Here is a 23,074-nt window from a genome sequence, read left to right as displayed (position 1 = left end):
CTAGAGCGACCGCCCCAGGCTGATGGTCGGGCTCAACTGCACGCAAACGGGCGGCGTTGGCTGATCCGCCTCCCGCGTCTCAAGCACGATGCGCGCGGCGCGTTCGCCGATCTCGCGGCGGCAGGCATCAGTGGTGGCCAGTTCCTGCGGAAGTCCTTGCAGGATCTGCAGGTTATTGAACCCCGCCAGCGCCACGTCGCCGGGCACCGAAAGCCCCTCGGCCTGGCAATGCATCAGACCGCCGACGCTCATCACGTCGCTGGAATAATAGATGCACTCCAGTTCCGGCGTGCGCTCCAGCATCTGCGCGGTCAGCTGACGCCCGGTCTGGATCGAGCTTTCTCCGGCATAATGTTCCCGGTCCATCAGCGTGACACCCTGCTCTGCCAATCCTTCGACAAAGCCGTCAAAACGTTTACGGGCGCGGAAATCCTGCGGCATCTTCGTGCCGATAAAGCCGATCTGCCGATAACCCTGCGACAGGATCTGCGCCGCCATGTCGCGTCCCGCCTGCAGATGGGAAATGCCGACGCAGTGGCGCACCGGGGTGCCATCCACATCCATCACCTCCACCACCGGGCAATCCGCCTGCTCGAGCATGCGCCGGGTGGCCTCAGTGTGCTCCAGCCCCGCCACGATCAGCCCCGAGGGACGCCAGCTCAGCATTTCGCGAATCACGGCCTCTTCTTCATCGAGCTCATAGCCCGATACGCCAACCACCGGTTTCAACTGCGTTTCCTTCAGCACGTGGGAAATCCCCGACAGCACCTCTGGAAAGACAAAACTGTTCAGCGACGGCACCACCACCGCAACCAGATTGACCGATTGCGAGGACAACGATCCGGCGATGCGATTGGGCACATAGCCGTGGGCACGGGCGATTTCCTCGACCCGCGCGCGGGTTGCCTTGGACACATCCGTGGTCCCGCGCAACGCGCGAGAGGCGGTCATTTCACTGACCCCGGCCAGACGGGCGACGTCCTTGAGCAGCAGCTTCTTTGTCATGCGCGCATGGTCCAGCACTTCGCGCCCAGCCGCAAGAGGCAGCGGGCCGGGATTGGCCGATGTTTTCAGGCAGGGTTGATTTACTTGATCGTTATCGATAACGAATACACAAATGTTAGCGCCACCGCTATCGATACCGCAACCAAGGGGCGATTCCAAACACGCCCACTGCACGGAGACAGATGCCATGACCCTCAAGATCGCAATCAACGGATTTGGCCGCATCGGCCGTGGCGTCCTGCGCGCCCTGCTGGAACGCGGCGACACCGACATCGACGTGGTGGCGATCAACGATCTGGCACCCGCCGAAACCCTGCTGCATCTGCTGAAATACGATTCCGTGCATGGTCGCCTGCGCGCACCTGCCTCTCTCGCGGACGGGACCCTGCGGGTGGGTCGCCACACCATCCGGCTCAGCGCCGAGCGCAACCCGGCGGATCTGCCTTGGGAAGGCGTCGACATCGCCTATGAATGCACCGGCCTGTTCACCAGCCGCGATGCGGCGGCCGCGCATTTGGGCAATGGTTCGAAGCGCGTCCTGATCTCCGCCCCCGGCAAAGAGGTCGACCGCACCGTGGTCTATGGCGTCAACCACATGGATCTGACCGCGGACGATCTGGTGGTCTCCAACGCCTCCTGCACCACCAACTGCCTGGCGCCGGTGGCGCAGGTGCTGGATCAGGCCTTTGGCATCAAGACTGGCTACATGACCACCATTCACGCCTATACCGGCGACCAGCCGACCCACGACAGCCCGCACAAGGACCCCTATCGCGCCCGCGCCGCAGCCCTGTCGATGATCCCGACCTCCACCGGCGCCGCCCGCGCCATCGCCGAGGTGCTGCCGCATCTGAAAGGACGGCTGGAAGGCTCCGCCATCCGGGTGCCGACACCGAATGTCTCGGTTGTCGATCTCAGCTTTGTGCCCGAACGCGCCGCCACGGTCGAAGAGGTGAATGACGCCGTGCGCGCAGCCTCGGAGAACGGGCTGTCAGGCATTCTGGCCTATGAAGAAGATCCGATGGTCTCGGTCGATTTCAACCACGACCCGCATTCCTCCTGTTTTGCCGCTGCGCAGACCGCTGTCACCAGCGAAGGGCTGGTGCGGGTGGTCAGCTGGTATGACAACGAATGGGGCTTTTCTAACCGCATGCTGGACACCGGCCGCCACATGGGCCGCCTGATGAAGCCAGAAGAGATGGCGCTCGCCAGCTGAGCGCATAAGACCAAGCAATCACTGACCCACGCGGCAGATCATGGCGGGTGGGATTGCACGGGGGCCGCACGCAGCGGCCCCTTTTTCGTGCCATATAAACCGCAGATCACCCGGCCTTGCGGGCCTCGTCGGCGGCGCCTGTGATCGTGGCCAGCGCCGCCTCCACGCTGACCGCGTCATGGATCAGCGGGTGGCTCAGCCCATGGGTGGCAAAGACGCGCCGGATATCCAGCCCCGCCCCTGTCAGCCACAGGGCGACGCCTTGCTTTTGGGCCTTATGCGCCAGACCTTCGATCATATTGGCGCCGGTTGAATCCAGAAACGGCACCGCCGAGAAATCAACGATCAGCGCCTTGTGGCTATCCTGAATGCGGTCCAGCACCGACCCGATCGAGGCGGTGGCACCAAAGAACAGTGCCCCGGTGATGCGGTAGACCACGACATCCGGGTTCGCCGCCTGCTCTTCGTGGTATTCGCCGCGCCCATCGGCGCTATCGGCCTCGTCCCGCCCGACCAGTGGCGTATGCCGCGACACCGCCGTTGCCCGGCTCATCCGCTGGATGAACAGCACCGATCCCAAGGCAAGACCGACAACGATGGCCTCGGTCAGATCGCGGAAAATGGTCAGGAAGAAGGTCGCGGCCAGAACCGTCGCCTCACCCCAGCCCGAGCGCAGCAGGATAGCGATCGCAGGCCGTTCGATCATGTTCCACGCCACCACGGCCAACACCCCGGCCAGCCCCGCCAGCGGAATGTAGGAGGCCAGCGGCGCCGCGATCAGCATGAACAGCAGCAGGAAGACCGCGTGCAACATCCCCGCGATGGGACCATGCGCCCCGGCGCGCACGTTGGTCGCAGTGCGGGCAATGGTGCCCGTCACGCAGAAGCCACCGAACAGGGAGGAACCTATATTTGCCGCCCCTTGCGCCACCAACTCGCAATTAGAGCGGTGACGGCGCCCGGTCATGCCATCGGCCACAACTGCCGACAGCAGCGATTCAATGGCCCCCAGCAGGGTAAAGGACACCGCAGAGGGCAGCACCGCCAGAATGTGATCCAGCGATAGATCCGGCAGGCGCGGCGCAGGCAACGAGGCGGGAATGCCGCCGAATTTGGTGCCGATGGTCTGCACCGGCAGTGCCAGAAATGCCGTGGCCGTCGCCGCCAGCGCCACTGCGATCAGCATGCCGGGCCAATGCGGGCGCCAGCGTTTGAGGCCAAGGATCACCGCAACGGTTACAATCGACAGGCCCAGCGCCGCCGGGGTGATGCTGCCCCTCACCTCCCAAAGCGCCGGGAGTTTTTCCAGCAGCTCTCCCGGTTCATGAGGCAGGGACAGCCCGAACAGCTCTTTGATCTGGCTGGCAAAGATGATCACCGCGATCCCCGCCGTGAAGCCCACGGTGACCGGAAAGGGAATGAACTTGATAAAGGTGCCCAGCCGCAGGAACCCCACCGCCAGCAGCATCAGCCCCGACAGGAAGGTCGCCAGCACCAACCCTTCGATCCCGTGCTGCGCCACCGTTGCGGCGACCAGAACGATAAAGGCACCCGCCGGGCCGCCGATCTGGAACCGCGACCCTCCGAGCAGCGAGACCAGAAATCCGCCGACAATCGCCGTATAAAGACCCTGCGCCGGGGTCGCCCCCGAGGCGATGGCGATGGCCATCGACAGGGGCAGCGCCACGATGGCGACCGTCAGCCCGGCAATGGTATCGCCGCGCAGCCGCGCCAGACCGTAGCCTTCGCGCAACACGGTAATCAGTTTCGGGGTAAACAGCTCTGCAAAGCTTGGCGCTTCATGCGCACTGCTGGTCTGGTCTTTCATCTGGGCCGCACCTTTGGTTGGTGTGCGGCGGGATCGTCGGCATAACGTCGGCGGTCGCCGTCGCGGATTTGGATCTTAAGGGGTCTGGGGTGGAGATTTCAGGCGCACACCGCGCCCGCCCGCCGTGCTGGGCACGCCTTCGGCGATCAGCTCGATACCCGACTGTTCCAGCGCAGTGACCACCTTGGTCAGGCTGTCGACCACGCCCCGGACGTTGCCGGCGCTGGCCTCCATGCGCTGGATCGTCGGCACCGAAAGCCCGGCGCGTTCCGCGAGGGTTTTCTGATCAATACCAAGAAGGGCACGCGCCGCGCGCATCTGGGGGCCGGTAATCATGAAGCATACCTGAAATTACACTATGGGAATTCCATATAGGTATAGTGATATATGAAATATCAAAATCAAAGTCCAGAGGTGTACCTTCACAACAATATGCGTCGCCCTGACTGGTACACGCAAAAAGGGCCACGCGATGCGCGGCCCTTGCCTCAATCCGCCCAACCGAGCGGAGATATCTGATCTGCCCGTCTAGATCCGGAACACCGGTTGCAGCAGACGCGGGATGAAGGAACGGAACCGCAGCGCCGCGTCAGTGGCAGCCAGGCAGATACAGGCTGCGCCCTCTTCGGCCACCGGGGTATGCTCCAGATCGCTGCCGGCAATCTCTACATCGCCGACGCCAAAACGTCCGGTTTCATCGTGGAACGCGCCCTGCAGCACCAGCGTCAGCTCCAGCCCGTTGTGACCATGGTCCGGCACCGCCTGCCCCGAGGGGATATATAGCAGCCGCACGCTGCCGCCCTTGCCATGGGACAGGATCGACTGGCGCACGCCCATGCCGAGCGGTTTCCACTTCGGGGGCAGCCCGCCCAGCGCCTCCATCACCGGTCCGGGAAACACACCGGAGCGGTGATAGGCCGGGGGCGCGGGCTCAACAGGATCGTCCAGCGCATCCAGAAGCCGCGCCTTCAGATCCGCCGACACGGCCATTCCGGCTTCGGTGCCGCAAGCATTTTCAAGCATGGCGCCGCCAACCGCCTCATGCGCGCCCAGCCGGGCGCGGCACTCGTCGCACATAGAGATATGCGCCGCCAGCACCAGCGAGAAAGCCTGTTCCAGGCTCCCCGAGGCATAGGCGATCAGCAGCTCATCAGGGATATGATGGGTGATGCTGCTCATGAGGTTTCAGTTCCCTTCAATTCGTGCCGCAACCGTTCCAGTCCAAGCCGGATGCGGGATTTTATCGTGCCAAGCGGCAGACCCGTTTCAGCGCGGATGTCCGAATGGCTCAGCTCCCCGAGGTAAGCCTTTTCCACCATCTCGCGTTGTGCGGGTTTCAGCCGCTTCAAGGCCTCCCTCAGGCGCGACGTCTCTTGCTCCAGGGCAACGATCTGCGCCGCGTCTTCCTGCACCTCTTCGGGTTGCTTCAGCTCTTCGGGTACGGGGCGACGTTCCTTTCGGATCACATCGATCTGACGATTTCGCGCGATTTGGTAAATCCAGGACGACACCTGCGCCCGCTGCGGGTCGAACAGGTGTGCCTTGCGCCAGACCGTCAGCATCACGTCCTGCACGATATCCTCGGCCTGACCCTGTGAAATGCCCGAGCGGCAGATCACCCCTTTGAGCCGCGGCGCAAAGTGGTCGAACAGCAAGCCAAAGGCGGCCCGGTCCCGCTGGTCCCGCACCGCAAGCATCCAGAGGGTCTGCTCAGAAAAGCTGTTGGTATCCACTTGTTTCCTTTCCCGCGCATCGGCGGTCACCTCACCTACCGTAACCGGTAGCTCGGGCGCATCAAGAGCGGGATCTGCATCAAGTTCCAACATGCCAGTGTTACGTGGCGCCGCTGCGACTGGATCAAAAGCCACCAGAATTTTTTCTGCGCGAACGCATCGCTTCGATTTCATCCCAAGAAGGCGAAAACTTTTGATCCGGCCCGGGAATGGCGGCGTACTCCCTGAAAAGAAACGGAGAACACATGTCATTTGATGTCCCACCCCTACGTCGCCAGCGCATTGCTATTGTTGGCGGTGGCATTTCTGGTCTCGCCGCCGCCTATCGTCTGGCACCCGGCCATGACGTGACCCTGTTCGAAGCCGCGCCGCGCCTTGGCGGACACGCGCGCACCGTCCAGGCGGGGATGCATGGGACCCAGCCGGTCGATACCGGCTTTATCGTGTTCAACTTTGTCAATTATCCGCATCTGACCGCGATGTTCCGCGATCTGGATGTGCCCATCATCAAAAGCGATATGACCTTTGGCGCCAGCATTGACGACGGCGCCGTCGAATACGGGCTGAAAAGCCTTACATCCCTGTTCGGCCAGCGCCGTAACGTGGCCCGCCCGGCCTTTCACGGCATGGTGCGCGACATCCTGCGCTTTAACGCCCGCGCGGTCGAAACCGCCCGCAGTGACGATGTCACCATCGGTCAGCTGATGGACGAGCTTCGCCTTGGCGACTGGTTCCAGCGCTATTACCTGATGCCGATCTGCGGCGCGATCTGGTCCACCCCGATGGAGGAGATCCGTGGCTTTCCGGCCCGGTCGCTGGTGCAGTTCTTCCGCAATCACGCCTTGCTCAGCGCCACGGGGCAGCACCAGTGGTGGACGGTAAAGGGTGGCAGCATCGAATACGTCCGCAGGCTGGAGGCGCATCTGAAGGCCAATGGCTGCACCCTGCGCCCCGGCACGCCGGTGCAGGCGGTGGATCGCACCGAGGCAGGCGTCACCATCCGCTTGCCTTATGGCGAAACGCAGGAGTTCGATCAGGTCATCATGGCCTGCCATTCCGACGATGCGCTGCGGCTGCTGTCCTCTCCCACCGCGCAGGAAGAGATGATCCTCGGCAATATGCGGTATCAGGATAACGAGGTGATCCTGCACCGCGACGCCGGGCAAATGCCGAAACGGCGCGCCTGCTGGTCCTCCTGGGTCTACAAGGCGGCGGCGCAGGACAGCCGCCCGGCGATCGGCGTGACCTACTGGATGAACCGGCTACAGAACATTCCAGAGAGTGATCCGCTGTTCATCTCGCTGAACCCAGTCAGGCCGGTGCGTGACGAGACGATCTATGACACCAACACCTTCCGCCATCCGGTGTTCGATCAGGCCGCCATCCGCGCCCAGAAACAGATCCACGACATCCAGGGCGACAACAACACCTGGTTCGCGGGCGCATATCTGCGCCACGGGTTCCACGAGGACGGATTTGCCAGCGCGGTGCGAGTCGCCCGCGGCATCGACGCCCGCAGCCTGGCGCAGGTGCTGGCATGAGCGACAGCCCCGCTCCCCTCTGGCCCGACCATATCGCGGGCCACACCAGCCACGCGCGCCGCGGCGGCATCCGCAATGCCTTCCGCTATGGTGTCGATTACGTGCTGATCGACCCGCTGTCAGAGGCGCGGCCAGGGCTGTTCTCGCGCAATGGTTTCAACCTGTCTTCGGTCAATGACCGCAACCATGGCGGCGCGCCGGGCGCCGGGCGCGGCCTGCCTTGGGCGCAAGAGGTCTTTGCCGGGGCCGGTCTGGAGCTGGACGGCCTTCAGATTCTGCTGCTGACGCAACCGGGATTCCTGTGGTACACTTTCAACCCAGTCAGCTTCTGGCTGGCGATGGAGGGTGACACGCTGCGGGCGGTGATTGCCGAGGTCTCCAACACCTTTGGCGACCGTCACAGCTACCTGTGCCATCTTGACGGGTTTGCGCCGATTACGGCCGGTGACGAAATCACCGCCAGCAAGATCTTTCACGTCTCGCCCTTCCAGCAGATCGCGGGGGACTACCGGTTCCACTACGATATCCGCCCGGACCGGATCGCCATCCGCATTGCGCTGGAACATGGCGCTGAAGGCGTGATTGCCACCCTGACCGGGCGGCGGCGACAGCTCAGCAACGGCTCGATCCTTCGGGCGGCCCTACGGCGGCCCTTTGGCGCGTTCCGCACCATCGCCCTGATCCATTGGCAGGCCCTGAAACTGAAACTCAAAGGGGCGCCATACAGATCCCGCCCCCTCCCCCCAAAGCAGGAGGTCAGCTGATGCTTTTCATTACCAACCGTGTAAAACGCGATTTTCTCGACAGCTGCGCCCAGATCCGCAAGGGCAGCCTGCGCCTGACCACCCCGGAAGGCGAAGTGCATGATTTCGGCAGCGGCGCCCCGGCGGCAGACATGGTGCTGTTCGACTGGGCCGCCGTCACCGCCATGGCCGCGCGCGGTGATATCGGGCTGGGCGAAACCTACATCGAAGGCATGTGGGAGACCTCCAGCATCGAAACCCTGATCCAGGTGGCGATCCTGAACCTCGATTATTTTGGCGATTTTGCCTACCCGAGCTTCTGGAGCGGGCTGAAGTTCCGCGCCGTCGACAAGATCCTGCGCGCCAATTCGATCCGTGGTTCGGCCCGCAACATCAAGGCGCATTACGACGTCGGGAACGAGTTCTACCAACTTTGGCTCGATAGCGGCATGACCTATTCCTCGGCGCTGTTTGCCCCCGGCGACAATGATCTGGAGCGCGCCCAGAACCGCAAATACGACCGGGTGCTGAACCGGCTGACACGGGGCGAGCGGGTGCTGGAAATCGGCTGCGGCTGGGGCGGTTTCGCCGAACGCGCCGCCGATGCCGGGCGCGATGTCACTGGGCTGACCATCTCGCCCAGTCAGCACGGCTATGCCGACGCGCGGCTGGACGGGCGCGCCTCGATCGAGCTGTGCGATTACCGCAAATCCACCGGCACCTACGACAATATCGTCTCGATCGAGATGATCGAGGCCGTGGGCGAGCGCTACTGGCCCAGCTATTTCCAGACCGTCAAGGCACGTCTGGCAGAGGGCGGCAAGGCAGTCATTCAGGCGATCACCGTGCAGGACAGCTATTTCGACATCTACCGCAACTCCTCGGATTATATCCGCCAGTACACTTTCCCCGGTGGCATGCTGCTGTCGGATGCGGTGATTGCCCATCAGGCGCGGCAGGCGGGTCTGCAGGTGACGAACTCCTTCGCCTTTGGGCAGGATTATGCCCGCACCTGCCGGACATGGGCCGAGCAGCTGGCGAAACGGGCGCCCCGGATCATGGAGCTGGGCTATGACGCGGCCTTCCTGCGCAACTGGCGCTATTATCTGGAGATCTGCGCCGGCTCCTTTGCCGTGGGCCAGACCGATGTAGTGCAGGTTGAGCTGACCCATGCCTGAGCACCGGTTCCCGCCTCTGGCCGCCGCGCTGTTGATCGCGGCGCTGCTGCTGCCCGGCGCGGCAGCGGCAAACCTGCGCGGCTTTGGCCTGTCGCAGCCGGTTGAGCTGGGCACCGTCATGGTCCGCTGGCTGGGTCTGCCGATCTACCGCGCCAGCCTGCACACAGAGGGGGAGTCCCGGTTTGGCTGGCGCCAGCCGCTGGCCTTGCAGATCGAATATTTCCGCAGCATCTCGCAGGACGATCTGACCAAATCCACCCGCGTCGAGATCCAGCGGATCGAAGGGCCGCGCGCGGATCAGGCCGCGATGATGCAAAAACTTGCCAGCTGTTTCCGCGATGTGGCGCGCGGTGATGTATTCACGGCTGTTTCAACCCAGCCAGACAGTCTGGTTCTGCATCTCAACGGGCAGCAGACCTGCGCCATCCGCCACCCAGACCTGCGCAAACGCTTCCTTGGCATCTGGCTTTCGGACAACAGCCGCTCGGCGCGGCTGTCGGCGCGGCTGCGAGGCGATTGATGCACGCAGCCCGGATCAGTCTTTTTGCGCTCATGCTGGCGGCAGCGGGGTTGCCGCTCTATATCCATTTGCCGCGCTATGCCTCGGCAGAGCTGGGGATGAGCCTTGCCACCCTTGGCGCCATTCTGGCGGTGATCCGGGTGGTGGATTTCGTGCAGGATCCAGCGCTTGGTTGGCTGATTGACCGGTATGAGCATGCGCGCGGCGCCTTTGCCGCCCTCGCCTGCCTTGGCATGGCAGCGGGGTTCCTGATGCTCTACACCCTGATACCCGCCGCGGGAGGGTTGGTCTGGCTCATCGCCGCACTGGTGCTGCTGTTCAGCGCCTACAGCCTGGGGACCATCCTGTTTTATGGCCACAGCACCAGCCTGGCGGGATCGCCTGAAGCACTGATCCGGCTGGCAGGCTGGCGCGAGGGCGGCACGCTCGCCGGGATCATCCTCGCCGCGCTGGCGCCATCGCTGTTGCAGCAGGCCGGGGCCAATGGTGGCGGCTATGCCGCCTTTGGTATCCTGCTGGCCCTGATCTGCGTTGGCGTCTGGGCATTGACCCGCCCGCTGTGGCAGATTCCCAGCAGCCCCGAGGCGCCGGTCACTTGGGCCGCCCTGCGCCGCGCCGGAGGCCTGCGCCTTCTGGTGCTTGCCCTGGTCAACAGCCTGCCTGTGGCGATGACTTCGACCCTGTTTCTGTTCTTTGTCGATGAGAAACTTGCGCTGCCGGACCTCGCCGGACCGTTCCTGATCCTGTTCTTTCTGGCGGCGGGCCTATCGGTGCCAATCTGGACCCGGGCCAGCGCTGCCTATGGCGCCCGGCAGGTACTGGTTCCGGCCATGGCGCTGGCCATCCTGTCGTTCAGCGGGGCAGCACTCCTGCCCGCAGGCGCGGCCTGGGCTTTTGCCGCGATCTGCATCGGATCGGGGGCCGCCCTTGGCGCGGATATGGTGATCCTGCCGGTGTTGTTCTCGACGGCGCTGGCGCGGGCCGGGCTACGCGGCGGGCAGGCCTTTGGCCTTTGGACATTCGCCGCCAAACTGTCCCTAGCCGCCGCGGCAGTGATCCTGCTGCCCGCGCTGCAACTGAGCGGATTTGAACCCGGCGGCCCCAATGGTGCCAGCGCCCTGATGGCGCTGACCCTGGCCTATGCCGTTTTGCCCTGTCTTATCAAACTGCTGGCGATCGCCCTGGTGATGCGCCTGCCGCGAGAGGTCTCCTTGTCATGAAACTGGTTCTCCTGCTTCTTGTTGCCGTGCTTGTGCTCGCCCTCTGGCGGCCCGGATTTGGCTTTCGCGCCCAGCGGCTGGCGCATTACGCAGACACCGGCCCCGCCTTTGACATTCAGGAACGCCTTTCCGGCACACTGATCTCCGAAGGCATGATCTACGGGCCGCGCGGACGCGTTGTGTCGCGCTTTGTTGCGCGGATGAACGGGGAATGGGACGGCGCCACCGGCACGCTGAGCGAGGATTTCGCCTATGCCAATGGCAGCACCCAGGCGCGCAAATGGTATCTAACCATGGGCGAGGACGGGCATTTCACCGCCACGGCCGACGATATCATCGGCGAGGGCAAGGGGCAGCAGATGGGCGCCACCGTGCGGCTCACCTATCGCATCCGTCTGCCCGAAGATGCCGGAGGCCACGTGCTGGACGTCACCGACTGGATGTACCTGATGGACAACGGCACCATTCTGAACCGCTCGGAAATGCGCAAGTTCGGCATCAAGGTCGCCGAGCTGATCGCCACCATGCGCCCGGCGGAGGGCTGAGATGTTCGAAGGGCAGACCTGGTGGATCGTCGGCGCCAGCGAAGGGCTGGGCCGGGCCTTGGCCAAGGAGATGGACGGCGCGGGCGCCCGGCTGATCCTGTCCGCCCGCAATGCCGGGCGGCTGCAGCACCTTTGCGACGGCCTGTCCAATGCCCGGGCGCTGCCTATGGATGTGACGGACCCGGATGATGTGATCCGCGCCATTGCAGATCTGGGGCCTGTGGACGGTGTGGTCTACTGCGCCGGGGCCTATGATCCGCTCAGCGCGCAGGACTGGCAGCCGGAGGCAATCGAGACCATGTGCGCGGTCAATTTCACCGGCGCGCTGCGGGTACTGGGGCAGATCGTACCGCAGTTTTGCCGCCGGGACAGTGGCCATATCGTGCTGATCGGTTCGCTCGCCGGGTTCACCGGCCTGCCGGGCGCCATCGGATATGGCGCCTCCAAGGCGGCGCTGATGCATCTGGGGGAAAACCTGCAGGCCGATCTGCGCGGCAGCGGCGTGCGGGTGCAGGTGATCAACCCCGGCTTTATCCGCACCCGGCTGACGCAGAAGAACCAATTCAAGATGCCGCAGATCCTTGAGCCCGAAGACGCCGCCCGGCGCTGCCTGCGCGCCATGCAGGGGGGGCGCTTCAGCACCAGCTTTCCGGCGCCGTTTTCCTGGGTCTTCACCCTTGGCCGCTTGCTGCCGCGCCGCCTGTTCCTGAAACTGATGTAGCGAGGGATTGATGCCCACACACACGCCCCCGAAACAGGTTGTGATCCTTGGCGCCAGTGGCGGCATCGGCGCGGCGCTGGTGCAGCATTACGCCGCCCAGCCCGATGTCGAAACCGTGCACGCCGTATCCCGTCGAGGGGACACACCCGCCGCCGGGTCGGTGGTGCCCCATGCCGCCGATATCACAGACGAGGCCAGCCTGATCGCGCTGGCCGACGCGCTGGAGGCGCCCGATCTGATCATTCTGGCCACTGGGATCCTGTCGGACGGAACCGCGCTCAGGCCCGAAAAATCCCTGAAACAGCAAAGCCTGCCTGCCTTTGAACAGGTCTTTGCCGTCAATACCTTTGGTCCGGCGATGGCAGCGTGTCACCTGATCCCGCGCATGCCACGGGACCGGCGCACCATCTTCACGGCGCTGTCGGCGCGGGTCGGCTCGATCTCTGACAACGGGCTGGGCGGCTGGCACGCCTATCGCGCCTCCAAGGCGGCGCTGAACATGCTGCTGCGCAACTACGCCATCGAAATGGCGCGGCTCAATCCCGATTTCGTCTGTGCAGGCCTGCATCCCGGCACCGTAGACACTGATCTGTCCCGCCCCTTCAGCCGCGCGGTGCCCGAAGGCAAGCTGTTCACCCCCGCCTATGCTGCGGATTGTCTGGCCGGGGTTATCGCGGGGCTGTCACCCGAGAACAGCGGCATGGTTTTTGACTGGGCCGGAAAACCTGTCCCGGCCTGAAGGCACGGCCCGATGCCTGAACGGATCACCGGGTTGTGAGGAACCTCCGCAACCTGCCAAGCCCCCCTTGCCCCGCTGACCCGTGAGGTGCCACAGTGATGCGAGCATGATCCGGGCAGCAATGGCACGGCATGGGAGGGGCATACTTTGAAATCCGTTCGGCTACGCCTGTTGCTGCTGGCGCTGTTACCGCTCAGCGTGCTGATGCCGCTGATGCTTATTCTGGCAATGACCCGCTGGAATGCCGACTACGATGCCGTCCTGATTGCCAAGGTCGACAGCGACCTGCGCATCGCCGAGCAATATCTGGGCCACCTGCAGACCGGCACCGCCAACAGCATGCTGAACCTGGCGCAATCCACCGCCTTTCAGGCCGCGCTGAACGATGGCTCCGAGGCGGTGAACCGTCTTCTTGAAAGTCGCAGACAACAACTGCAGCTCGATTTCCTCGAATATCTGCCGCTTGCCGAACTGGAAGGGCCACAGCAGAAATGGCCAGTGATCCGCACGGCTGCCACCGGGCAGCTGGCCTCGGAGATCGACATTTTCTCCTCTGATGATCTGTCCCTTCTCTCCCCTGCCCTGCAGGAACGCGCCAATATCACCCTGATCGAAACAGAAGCCGCCGCGCCGACCACCCGCAAGGTCGAGGATCGCGGCATGGTGGTGCACACTGCCGCCCCGGTGATCATGCCCGGCCATAACGGGGTGCTGCGCGGCGGGCTCCTGCTGAACCGCAACCTCGATTTCATCGATACGCTGAACGCGCTGGTCTATCTCAGCGACGAGGACGGCGGCAACCGGCAGGGCACCGCCACCCTGTTTCTTGAGGACACGCGGGTGTCGACCAATGTGCGCCTGTTCGAAGACGTGCGCGCCCTTGGCACAAGGGTCTCGGCGGTGGTGCGCCGCGTGGTTCTGGAGGAGGGCCGCACCTGGCTGAACCGCGCCTTTGTGGTCAACGACTGGTATATCTCGGGCTATCTGCCGCTGACCGACAGTTTCGGAGAACGGGTCGGGATGCTTTATGTCGGCTTCCTCGAAGCGCCCTATATGGCGGCCAAATCCGAGGCGTACTGGACCATTGTCGGCGCCTTCCTGATGGTTCTGGCCCTGTCGGCGCCGCTGTTCCTGTGGCTGGCCAAGGGCATCTTTTCACCGCTGGAGCGGATGACCGTGACCATGAAACGGGTGGAGCGCGGCGATCTGACCGCGCGCAACGGCGATGTGGGCAGCCGCGACGAGATCGGACAGGTGGCATCGCACCTTGATACCCTGCTGGATCAGTTGCAGGACCGCGATCAGAAGCTGCGCGAATGGGCCGGAGAGCTGAACGCCCGCGTCGATCAGCGCACCGCGGAACTGCGGGCCGCGAACCAGAAACTGGAAGACACCTACAAACAGCTGGTGATGAGCGAAAAGCTGGCCTCGATCGGGGAAATCACCGCCGGGGTCGCGCATGAAATCAACAACCCGGTCGCGGTGATCCAGGGCAATGTCGACGTGATGCGGATGACGCTGGGACCGGGCGCCGCAGAGGTGAAGACCGAGCTGGATCTCATCGACAATCAGGTCATGCGGATCGGCGCCATCGTCAGCAAGCTCTTGCAATTCGCCCGGCCTTCGGAATTCGGCACATTCAAGGAAAGCGTCGATATCGCCAATGTGGTCACCGATTGCCTGGTGCTGGTGGATCACGTGCTCAGCAAGCATAACATCGTGGTCGATGGTCATTTCGATGTCGCCCCGGCGGTGCGTATTGATCCCGGTGAGTTGCAGCAGGTGATCATCAATCTGGTGATCAATGCGGCGCAGGCGATGAAGGAAACCGGCACGCTGACCCTGACACTCAAGGCAGAAGAGCGCGATGGCACGCCGGGGGCTTGCCTGACAGTGGCCGATAGCGGCCCGGGCATCAGCGAGGATCACATTTCAGAGGTGTTCAACCCGTTTTACACCACCAAACCGGGCGAAGGCACCGGGCTGGGCCTGTCGATCAGCCAGACCCTGATCCAGCACGCAGGCGGGATCATCACGGTGCGAAACCGCGAGGAAGGCGGCGCCGCCTTTGCGATCTGGCTGCCGGAGCGCCGCGACTGAAACGGCGCTTCCCCGGCCAGTCCTTGAACCTCTTTACACCCCCCAGGAGGCGCATTTGCGGTCGATGGTCTTGCGCGATACGCCCAGGCGACGGGCGGCTTCGGCGCGGTTGCCATCGCAGGCGTCCAGCATGTGCATGATGTGGCGCTGGGTCACCAGATCCAGCGTTTCAATTGCTGCCGGGCCGGTGACCGATCCCTTGCCAGAGAATTCTTCCGGGAACTCCCCCAGAATGACCGAGCGTTCGATCAGGTTGCGCAGCTCACGCACGTTGCCGGGCCAGTCATAGCGGGAAAACTTCAGCAAGGTTTCCTCGTTCAGCTCGAGCGCGGGCATGCCAAGCGTCGCCGAGAATTGCTCCATGAACAGCGCTGCCAGTTCGATGATATCCTCGATCCGCTCGCGCAGCGGGGGCATCTCGATCTTCACCACGTTGATGCGATGATAAAGATCGGCGCGGAACCGGCCCTCGGCCACCGCAGCCTCAAGGTCCGCGTTGGTGGCAAAAAGGAACCGCAAGTTCAGCGGGATGTCCCGTTCGGCGCCGACGGGGCGCACCCGCTGGTCCTCAAGCACCCGCAACAGCGCCGCCTGCACCTGATCGGGCATTTGCGCCACCTCATCAAGGAACAGCGTGCCGCCATCCGCGTGCAGGAACAACCCGTCTCGGCGCCGGTCCTGGTCGTCCAGAACGCCGAACAGCTCATGCGCGATCCGGTCCGGGGCGATGGCGGCGCAATTGACAGCTACAAACGGCTTCTGCGCCCGATCCGACAGCGAATGCATCGTGCGCGCTGCGATTTCCTTGCCGGTGCCGCTGGCGCCGGTGAACAACACCGGCGTTGGCAGGGGCGCCAGCCGGGTCAGCATCTCGCGCGCCTGGGTGATGGCAGCCGATTTGCCCAGCAACCGCCCGCGCGCCGCAGACCCTTCGGCCGACAACTCGTGTTTCAGCAGGTAGTTTTCCCGGCGCAGGTATTTGCGGTCCAGCGCCCGCGCCACCGAATTCAGGATCTGATTGGCCCGGAACGGCTTCAGCACGAAATCGGCCACCCCGGCCCGGAGCGCCATGATCGCGGTTTCCAGATCCGCATAGGCGGTGACCAGAATGGTATCGGCAAACAGCCCCACCCGGCGCTGTTCCTGCACCCATTCCAGCCCGGTCTTGCCCGGCATGATATTGTCGAGGATCACCAGATCGAAATGCGACTGATCGAGGATTGCGGAGGCTTCCGCCGCCGATGCCGCCTGCTCGACCCGCTTGCAACGCGGGCTGAGGATCTTGGTCATGAAATTGCGCATACCCGGTTCGTCATCGATCACCAGGATCGAAGCACCGGCAAGGTTTTCGCCGTATTCATCGCGCGGGACGGCAGAGATGACGGGCTGGTTCAATCCAGGCGCACCGCTTGGCCTGCGAATTTCTCATCCGCGGCAAATCCTGCGCGATCCAGAGCCAGATCCGCTCCTACGGCGATCACGGCAATCGCCGCAAAGCCTGCAAACATCGCTTTCATCCTGTCACTTCTCCGGTTGCGTTGCGTGTTTCAGAAAACCCACCAGGTCCTTGCGGTCCTCGGCGGTGGTGATGCGCTGCATCGGCATTTTCGACCCCGGAATGTAGTGGTCCGGTCCCAGATCGAACAGCGCATCGATCGTGTCGTCGTTCCAGATGATATCAGAACCCTGCAGCACCGGCGAATACCGGTATCCCGGCAGCGTTCCGGCGCGGCGTCCGAACAGCCCGTGCAGGCTGGGTCCGGCCTTGCGGCTCTCCCCGCCAGTCAGCGCGTGGCAGATCGAGCATTTGCGCATGAACTGCCGCTCGCCGTTGGGCATGCTGTCGGCCGGACGCAGGAATGTACGCTCTTGCCCCATCGCGGGGTCAAATTCATTCATCAGCGCCACCGGCCAGCCATAGACCACATCATCAAGTCCTCCCGCCCAAATGGTGTTGCCATCCGGCGAAAAGGCAAGGGCCCAGACCGGCCCCTGCCGCGTGGCACGGAAATCGCGGGCGATGCGCCAGCCGTTCCCATCACTGCCAGTGTCGATCATCATGATGTAGCCATGACCATCCCCCACCGCCAATTGGCGGGTGGAGGCGTGATAGGCCATCGCCAGGATCGGGCGACGGTCGAGGGTAAAATCGGCAATCGGGGCGCCGCTCTCCATGTCGATGATGCGGGTCGCCCCGTCCACCGCGCCATAGGCCAGCCAGCCTGCCCGAGCGTCGACGATCAGCCGGTTGACACCAAACCCCTGCTGCACCAGCGGGCGCGGCGCTGTGCCCGGCTCTGCATCGAACCGCAACACCCCGCCATCCATGGTGGCGGCAAAGAGGCTGCCCTCGGGGCCAAAGGCTACGTCATTCACACCACTGCCAACTTTGAGGCTGCGCCCCGCACCGCCTACCAGCGGCCAGATCCCGACGCTGCCGTCCCAACTCGCCGAGGCGACAGATCGCCCGTCAGGCGAAATCGCCAGACCGCGCACCTTGCCCCTGTGCGTGCCTAACAGGCGCACACCGCCATCCGGCTCCCACAGGCGGACTGTGAAATCATCGCTGCCCGTCACCAGACGCCCTGCCCCGGCAAAGGCCACCGCCGTCACCGCCGCATCATGACCTTCGAGCCACAGCGGCTGCCGGTCCTGCCACAGGGCCGCGGAATTGTCGAAACTGACACTGGCCACCTGCCCCGAGGGCGCGGTCGCCAGCCCCATCACGGGGCCGCCGTGGCCTTTGAGCGTGGTGAAGCCCTGCGCCGAAACCGCTCCGGCGCAAAGACTTGCAACAAGGCTCAGGCTGGCAAGGAAACGCATGGTGCCGCAGCTCCCCAGAGGCTATTCCGCCGGTGTGGCGCCCTTGGCGCGTCCGGCATTCTTGGCCTTTTCTTCCTCCAGCACCTCGTCCAGCCAGATCGAATGGTGCTGATGAGCCCAAGCCTCATCCACCTCACCTGATCCCATGGCATCATAGGCGCCTTCCATCCCGACCGAGCCGATGTAGATATGCGCGATGATGATCGCCATAAGCACAAAGGCCATGATCGCGTGCCAGGCTTGGGCGAACTGCATTTCCTCTTGCGGAGACAACTGCTCCGGCAGGGTGCCAAGCCCGACCCACTGCGGCAGACCGATGTCGTTCAGCACCGCAAATGTCTTGGCAAAAAGCGGCAGCTCATAGGGGAACAGCAGCGACAGACCCGAGACCGAAATCGAGGCGCCGAACAGGATCACCGACCAGAAGATCACCTTTTGGCCTGCGTTGAATTTCTTCGCGGGCGGGTGCTTGTTGCCGATGATGCCGCCGAACTGACGGATCCAGACCAGATCGGTGCGGTTGGGAATATTGTGCATCACCCACATCACGAAGACCAATACCAGCGCCACCATGAAGGCCCAGGCGACCGAGTTGTGCAGCCATTTGCCATAGATCAGCAGGAAGGAGTTCAGATCCTTGCCCAGATAAGGCGCGATGAAGGCGCGGCCAAACAGGGTCAGAAGGCCGGTGATCCCCAGCAGGATGAAGGATCCGGCCAATGTCCAATGCGCCATCCGTTCGATGAATTTGAATCGCGTGACGGTGCGGCCGGTCAGCTCTCCGTCGACGGGGATACGTCCGCGCAGCAGGTAGAACACCACCAGCGCCCCAAGGGTGCCCAGCAGCAGCCAGCCGCCGTATTGGCGCAGCGGCCCCTCGCGGAAGGAGAGCCAGGTCATGCCGCCATCCTGCATCAGGACGCTGGCGACCTCGCCCCCGGCAGAGACGGTAACCTCGGCCGAACCATAGCGCACCTGGCGCCAGACCTCGGGATCAGAGACACCGCCAAGGGTGCCAAGTTGTTGGGAAATCCCTGCCGCCGCATCCGGGTCTCCGGTTGCGTCGCGGCGGAAGGAGTCATCCAGTTTCTCGCCGCGTTGCCGGGCGAGGATATCTTCAAGCGTCTGCGCACCACCTGTGGCGCTGCGGTCCGCAGGCGCTGGTACAGCCGCCTCCTGGGCCTGCACCGCGCCAACCAGCAGCGTAAGTTGCAGAACAAATGCGAAAGCCATGCGCAGCATGTGCCACACTCCTTCGGGTTTGTCGTATGTATAACAGATAGGTCAGGATGGCCCGCGCACGGCAGGCCATCCCCAGCTTTACGCTGAAAAGACGGGTTTAGCCGCCCTTTTGCTCGTAAGCCGTGCCCCAGCCCCAAGCACCCGAGCCGAATCCGCGCGCCACGACGCGTTCGCGGTAGACGGCAGACACCACGTCGCCGTCACCGGCGAGCAGCGCCTTGGTCGAGCACATTTCGGCGCAGATGGGCAGCTTGCCCTCGGCGATCCGGTTGCGGCCGTATTTGGAGAACTCCGCGTTGGAGTGGTTCTCCTCCGGGCCACCGGCGCAGAAGGTGCATTTGTCCATCTTGCCACGGCTGCCAAAGTTGCCTGCCTGCGGGTACTGCGGCGCGCCAAAGGGGCACGCGTAGAAGCAGTAACCACAACCGATGCAGAGGTCCTTGGAGTGCAGAACCACCCCTTCCTCGTTCTGGTAGAAGCAGTCCACTGGGCAAACGGCCATACAGGGCGCGTCCGAACAATGCATACAGGCGACCGAGATCGACCGTTCGCCGGGCTTGCCATCATTGATGGTCACAACGCGGCGGCGGTTGATACCCCAGGGCACCTCATGCTCGTTCTTACAGGCGGTGACACAGGCGTTACATTCGATGCAGCGTTCGGCATCGCAGAGAAACTTCGCTCTTGCCATTACTCTATCTCCTTACGCTGGCATGATTTTGCAGAGAGTACACTTGGTCTCCTGCATCTGGGTCACACTGTCATACCCGTAGGTCTGAGCCGTGTTGGTGCTTTCGCCCAGCACATATGGATCAGCGCCGTCGGGATATTTGTGCCGCTGGTCCTCGCCCTGGAAATGACCGCCAAAGTGGAACGGCATGAAGGCAACGCCCTCGCCGACCCGTTCGGTGACCATGGCCATGACCTTGACCTTGCCGCCCTCGGGACCTTCGACCCAGCACTGTTCGCCATCCCGCACGCCAAGGTTATTGGCATCGCGCGGGTTGATTTCCACGAACATGTCCTGCTGAAGCTCGGCCAGCCAGGGGTTGGAGCGGGTCTCGTCGCCGCCACCCTCGTATTCGACCAGACGGCCGGATGTGAGAATGATCGGGAAGTCCTGCGAGACATCCTTCTTCTGGATCGAGGCATACATCGTCGGCAGACGATAGAATTTGCGATCCTCGTAGGTCGGATAATCCGCAACCAGATCCCGGCGGTTGGTATAGAGCGGTTCGCGGTGAACCGGCACCGGATCCGGGAAGGTCCACACGACGGCACGGGCCTTGGCGTTGCCGAAGGGCGCGCATTCGTGCTTGATCGCGACCCGCTGGATGCCGCCGGAAAGGTCGGTTTTCCAGTTGGTCTTGGGACCCGCCACAGCATCAATCGCAGCGCGTTCCTCGTCGGTCAGGTCGCTGTCCCAGCCGAGATCCATCAGCATCTGCATGGTGAATTCAGGATAGCCGTCCTGGATTTCAGAGCCCACGGAATAGACGCCTTCGGCCAGCAGGTTGTCACCGTCCCGCTCCACGCCGAAACGGGCGCGGAAGGTGAGACCACCTTCGGAGACCGGTTTGGACATGTCATAAAGGTTCGGCGTGCCCGGGTGGTTCATCTCAGGCGTTCCCCAGCAGGGCCAGGGCAAACCGTAGTAGTCGCCATCGGCCGGGCCACCCACCGCGCGCAGCGTGGTGCGGTCAAAGGTGTGCTGGTTGGCCATGTGCTTCTTCAGCCGTTCCGGGCTTTGACCGGTATAGCCGATGGTCCACAGACCCTTGTTGAACTCGCGGGTGATGCTCTCGATGTTCGGCGTTTCCGCGTCTTCCATCTCGATATTGCGGAACAGCCGATCCGCCCAGCCGAACTTGTTGGCGAATTTCGCCATGATCACGTGATCGGGCAGGCTTTCGAACAGCGGATCCACCACCTTGTCGCGCCACTGGAACGACCGGTTCGACGCGGTCACGGAACCGCGGGTTTCGAACTGGGTACAGGCCGGCAGCAGGTAGACACCGTCTTCGCGGTCATGCAGCACGGCGGAAACGGTGGGATACGGGTCGACAACGACCAGCATGTCCAGCTTTTCCATCGCCGTCTTCATTTCCGTCATCCGGGTCTGCGAGTTGGGCGCGTGGCCCCACAGAACCATGGCCCGAACGTTGTTCGGCTGATCCATGTTTTCCTTGTCTTCAAGGATACCATCGATCCAGCGGCTGACCGGAATACCCGTCAGGTTCTGCAGGCTCTTGTCCTTGCCGTCCGCGCCTTTCAGCGTGTCGAACTGGCCTGCCAGCCATTCGGGATCTTCTTCCCAGACCCGCGCCCAATGCGCCCAGGCGCCTTTGGACAGGCCATAGTAGCCCGGCAGCGTGTGCGACAGAACGCCAAGGTCGGTTGCACCCTGCACGTTGTCATGGCCGCGGAAGATATTGGTGCCGCCACCCGATGCACCCATGTTGCCCAGCGCAAGCTGAAGCACGCAGTATGCGCGGGTGTTGTTGTTACCGGTGGTGTGCTGGGTGCCGCCCATACACCAGATCACGGTGCCGGGACGGTTGTTGGCCATGGTGCGCGCAACCCGGCGCAGCTGACTGCCGGGCGTGCCGGTGACGCGCTCGACCTCTTCGGGGGTCCACTTGGCCACTTCCTCGCGGATCTGGTCCATGCCCCAGACACGGGTGCGGATGAACTCTTTGTCTTCCCAGCCGTTTTCGAAGATGTGCCACAGGATGCCCCAGACAAGCGCCACATCGGTGCCGGGACGGAAGCGCACATATTCGTCGGCATGGGCCGCGGTACGGGTGAAACGCGGATCGCAGACGATCAGCGGCGCGTTGTTCTGCTCCTTGGCCTTCAGCACGTGCAACAGCGAGACGGGGTGCGCCTCGGCCGGGTTGCCGCCGATGATGAAGATCGCCTTGGAGTTATGGATATCGTTGTAGCTGTTGGTCATGGCGCCGTAGCCCCATGTGTTTGCAACACCCGCAACGGTGGTGGAGTGACAGATCCGTGCCTGGTGATCCACGTTGTTCGTGCCCCAATAGGCGGCGAACTTGCGGAACAGGTAGGCCTGTTCGTTGTTATGCTTGGCCGAGCCGAGCCAGTAGACGCTGTCAGGTCCGCTTTCCTCGCGGATCTGCATCATGCCGTCGCCGATCTCGTTGATGGCCTGATCCCAGCTGATGCGCTTCCACTCGCCGTTCTCTTTCTTCATCGGGTACTTGAGACGACGCTCGCCATGGGCGTGCTCGCGCACCGATGCACCCTTGGCGCAATGGGCGCCGAGGTTGAACGGGCTGTCCCAGCCGGGTTCCTGCCCGACCCAGACACCGTTCTGAACTTCTGCTACGACGGTACAGCCGACCGAGCAGTGGGTGCAGACGGATTTTACGGTTTCAACAGCGCCCGCCGCAGCGGTGGCCGCATTGGCCTGGGTCACCGACCCGCCGGTGGCGCTGATGGCAGCCAGGCCGCCGATGGCCAGGCCGGAGCCGCGCAGAAAGGCGCGGCGGTCGACGGATGTTTCCGCGACGTTGGACAGGATACTGGTCCGCTGGGGGCGTCTCGCAACCCCGTTGGTCTTTTTCCTAAGCATTTAGAACCTCCCTTGCTTGCTTCCTCCTCAGAAAGCGCGCTGGGTTAACGAAAAACCTCTGGCGGTCGGGCGTCACGCAACCAGTTGCCGTCGGTCATGGGATGCATGCGGCGCGTTAGAACCGGACGCTTTCGTAATAGGCGCGGGTATGCGCGGTATCCTGCATCGTCTCCTTTGCAAGATCGGGTGCGGCGGCCTCGGCCTCGCCCCCGGTCGTCGCAACCGCCACCGCTGCCAGCGGCGCCGTGGTTGCGGCGATCTTCAGAAAGTCGCGGCGGCTCGATGCTGCCTCTGCTTTCTTGGTCATGTGAGTCTCTCCTCC

Annotated in this window: 22 protein-coding genes; 10 read left to right on the top strand and 12 right to left on the bottom strand. The window is 63.4% G+C overall.

Going from position 1 to position 23,074, the window contains the following annotated elements:
• Window positions 1–1,005, bottom strand: coding sequence for a LacI family DNA-binding transcriptional regulator (locus tag JL2886_RS14215; RefSeq protein ID WP_065272610.1), 1,005 nt, complete (start codon window positions 1,003–1,005; stop codon window positions 1–3).
• 187 nt (window positions 1,006–1,192) lie between these two features.
• Here JL2886_RS14215 and gap point away from each other — a divergent pair, with 187 nt between their 5' ends.
• Window positions 1,193–2,221: a type I glyceraldehyde-3-phosphate dehydrogenase gene (gap, locus tag JL2886_RS14210; RefSeq protein ID WP_065272609.1), complete on the top strand. Its 1,029-nt coding sequence runs from the start codon at window positions 1,193–1,195 to the stop codon at window positions 2,219–2,221.
• 106 nt (window positions 2,222–2,327) lie between these two features.
• On the opposite strand, the gene JL2886_RS14205 is transcribed toward gap, so the two are convergent.
• The 4 genes from JL2886_RS14205 to JL2886_RS14190 all read right to left on the bottom strand — a co-directional run bounded on the left by JL2886_RS14205 (window position 2,328) and on the right by JL2886_RS14190 (window position 5,875).
• Entirely contained in the window at window positions 2,328–4,049 is a 1,722-nt protein-coding gene (locus JL2886_RS14205; RefSeq protein ID WP_065272608.1) for a SulP family inorganic anion transporter, read from the bottom strand.
• Window positions 4,050–4,124: 75 nt separating this feature from the next.
• Window positions 4,125–4,385 carry a helix-turn-helix domain-containing protein gene (locus JL2886_RS14200; RefSeq protein ID WP_065272607.1) on the bottom strand — a complete coding sequence of 87 codons (261 nt, stop codon included), beginning with the start codon at window positions 4,383–4,385 and terminating at the stop codon, window positions 4,125–4,127.
• A 192-nt stretch (window positions 4,386–4,577) separates the two neighbouring features.
• The gene (locus tag JL2886_RS14195) at window positions 4,578–5,228 is read right to left on the bottom strand and encodes a ChrR family anti-sigma-E factor (RefSeq protein ID WP_065272606.1); all 651 of its coding nucleotides are present in this window, start codon (window positions 5,226–5,228) and stop codon (window positions 4,578–4,580) included.
• Complete coding sequence (locus JL2886_RS14190) at window positions 5,225–5,875, bottom strand: sigma-70 family RNA polymerase sigma factor (RefSeq protein ID WP_065272605.1); 651 nt, start codon at window positions 5,873–5,875, stop codon at window positions 5,225–5,227. The genes JL2886_RS14195 and JL2886_RS14190 overlap by 4 nt, the downstream gene beginning before the upstream one ends.
• A gap of 152 nt (window positions 5,876–6,027) precedes the next feature.
• Here JL2886_RS14190 and JL2886_RS14185 point away from each other — a divergent pair, with 152 nt between their 5' ends.
• The 9 genes from JL2886_RS14185 to JL2886_RS14145 all read left to right on the top strand — a co-directional run bounded on the left by JL2886_RS14185 (window position 6,028) and on the right by JL2886_RS14145 (window position 15,089).
• On the top strand, window positions 6,028–7,323 hold the full coding sequence (locus tag JL2886_RS14185; RefSeq protein WP_065273716.1) for an NAD(P)/FAD-dependent oxidoreductase: 1,296 nt from the start codon (window positions 6,028–6,030) through the stop codon (window positions 7,321–7,323).
• On the top strand, window positions 7,320–8,087 hold the full coding sequence (locus JL2886_RS14180) for a DUF1365 domain-containing protein (protein ID WP_065272604.1): 768 nt from the start codon (window positions 7,320–7,322) through the stop codon (window positions 8,085–8,087). The genes JL2886_RS14185 and JL2886_RS14180 overlap by 4 nt, the downstream gene beginning before the upstream one ends.
• Window positions 8,087–9,244, top strand: coding sequence for an SAM-dependent methyltransferase (locus JL2886_RS14175; protein WP_065272603.1), 1,158 nt, complete (start codon window positions 8,087–8,089; stop codon window positions 9,242–9,244). Before JL2886_RS14180 ends, JL2886_RS14175 begins: the two co-directional genes overlap by 1 nt.
• A complete protein-coding gene (locus JL2886_RS14170; protein WP_065272602.1) occupies window positions 9,237–9,764 on the top strand; it encodes a chalcone isomerase family protein in 528 nt (175 codons plus the stop codon). Before JL2886_RS14175 ends, JL2886_RS14170 begins: the two co-directional genes overlap by 8 nt.
• Complete coding sequence (locus tag JL2886_RS14165) at window positions 9,764–10,984, top strand: MFS transporter (protein ID WP_065272601.1); 1,221 nt, start codon at window positions 9,764–9,766, stop codon at window positions 10,982–10,984. Before JL2886_RS14170 ends, JL2886_RS14165 begins: the two co-directional genes overlap by 1 nt.
• Window positions 10,981–11,529: a DUF3833 domain-containing protein gene (locus JL2886_RS14160; protein ID WP_065272600.1), complete on the top strand. Its 549-nt coding sequence runs from the start codon at window positions 10,981–10,983 to the stop codon at window positions 11,527–11,529. Before JL2886_RS14165 ends, JL2886_RS14160 begins: the two co-directional genes overlap by 4 nt.
• Before the next feature lies 1 nt (window position 11,530).
• Window positions 11,531–12,250 carry an SDR family NAD(P)-dependent oxidoreductase gene (locus tag JL2886_RS14155; RefSeq protein WP_065272599.1) on the top strand — a complete coding sequence of 240 codons (720 nt, stop codon included), beginning with the start codon at window positions 11,531–11,533 and terminating at the stop codon, window positions 12,248–12,250.
• Window positions 12,251–12,260: 10 nt separating this feature from the next.
• Window positions 12,261–12,989, top strand: a complete 729-nt coding sequence (locus tag JL2886_RS14150) for an SDR family NAD(P)-dependent oxidoreductase (protein WP_065272598.1) — start codon at window positions 12,261–12,263, stop codon at window positions 12,987–12,989.
• 147 nt (window positions 12,990–13,136) lie between these two features.
• On the top strand, window positions 13,137–15,089 hold the full coding sequence (locus tag JL2886_RS14145) for a sensor histidine kinase (RefSeq protein WP_065272597.1): 1,953 nt from the start codon (window positions 13,137–13,139) through the stop codon (window positions 15,087–15,089).
• Between the two features lie 33 nt (window positions 15,090–15,122).
• Here the strand turns inward: JL2886_RS14145 and JL2886_RS14140 are convergent, their stop codons facing one another.
• The 7 genes from JL2886_RS14140 to JL2886_RS14115 all read right to left on the bottom strand — a co-directional run bounded on the left by JL2886_RS14140 (window position 15,123) and on the right by JL2886_RS14115 (window position 23,059).
• Window positions 15,123–16,484, bottom strand: coding sequence for a sigma-54-dependent transcriptional regulator (locus JL2886_RS14140; protein ID WP_065272596.1), 1,362 nt, complete (start codon window positions 16,482–16,484; stop codon window positions 15,123–15,125).
• Window positions 16,481–16,606 (bottom strand): hypothetical protein, encoded by a 126-nt coding sequence (locus JL2886_RS19770; RefSeq protein ID WP_257784210.1) that lies wholly within the window; start codon window positions 16,604–16,606, stop codon window positions 16,481–16,483. Before JL2886_RS19770 ends, JL2886_RS14140 begins: the two co-directional genes overlap by 4 nt.
• 4 nt (window positions 16,607–16,610) lie before the next feature.
• Complete coding sequence (locus JL2886_RS14135; protein WP_065272595.1) at window positions 16,611–17,912, bottom strand: c-type cytochrome; 1,302 nt, start codon at window positions 17,910–17,912, stop codon at window positions 16,611–16,613.
• A gap of 21 nt (window positions 17,913–17,933) precedes the next feature.
• Complete coding sequence (locus JL2886_RS14130; RefSeq protein WP_065272594.1) at window positions 17,934–19,154, bottom strand: formate dehydrogenase subunit gamma; 1,221 nt, start codon at window positions 19,152–19,154, stop codon at window positions 17,934–17,936.
• A 97-nt stretch (window positions 19,155–19,251) separates the two neighbouring features.
• Window positions 19,252–19,845: a formate dehydrogenase FDH3 subunit beta gene (gene fdh3B / locus JL2886_RS14125; RefSeq protein ID WP_065272593.1), complete on the bottom strand. Its 594-nt coding sequence runs from the start codon at window positions 19,843–19,845 to the stop codon at window positions 19,252–19,254.
• Between the two features lie 12 nt (window positions 19,846–19,857).
• Window positions 19,858–22,752: a formate dehydrogenase subunit alpha gene (locus tag JL2886_RS14120; RefSeq protein WP_065272592.1), complete on the bottom strand. Its 2,895-nt coding sequence runs from the start codon at window positions 22,750–22,752 to the stop codon at window positions 19,858–19,860.
• Between the two features lie 115 nt (window positions 22,753–22,867).
• Window positions 22,868–23,059, bottom strand: coding sequence for a twin-arginine translocation pathway signal protein (locus tag JL2886_RS14115; protein WP_065273715.1), 192 nt, complete (start codon window positions 23,057–23,059; stop codon window positions 22,868–22,870).
• Between the last annotated feature and the right edge of the window lie 15 nt (window positions 23,060–23,074).

The organism is Phaeobacter gallaeciensis (assembly GCF_001678945.1).
Classification (GTDB): Bacteria; Pseudomonadota; Alphaproteobacteria; order Rhodobacterales; family Rhodobacteraceae; genus Phycobacter; species Phycobacter gallaeciensis_A.
This window is presented reverse-complemented; position numbering and strand designations above follow the sequence as displayed.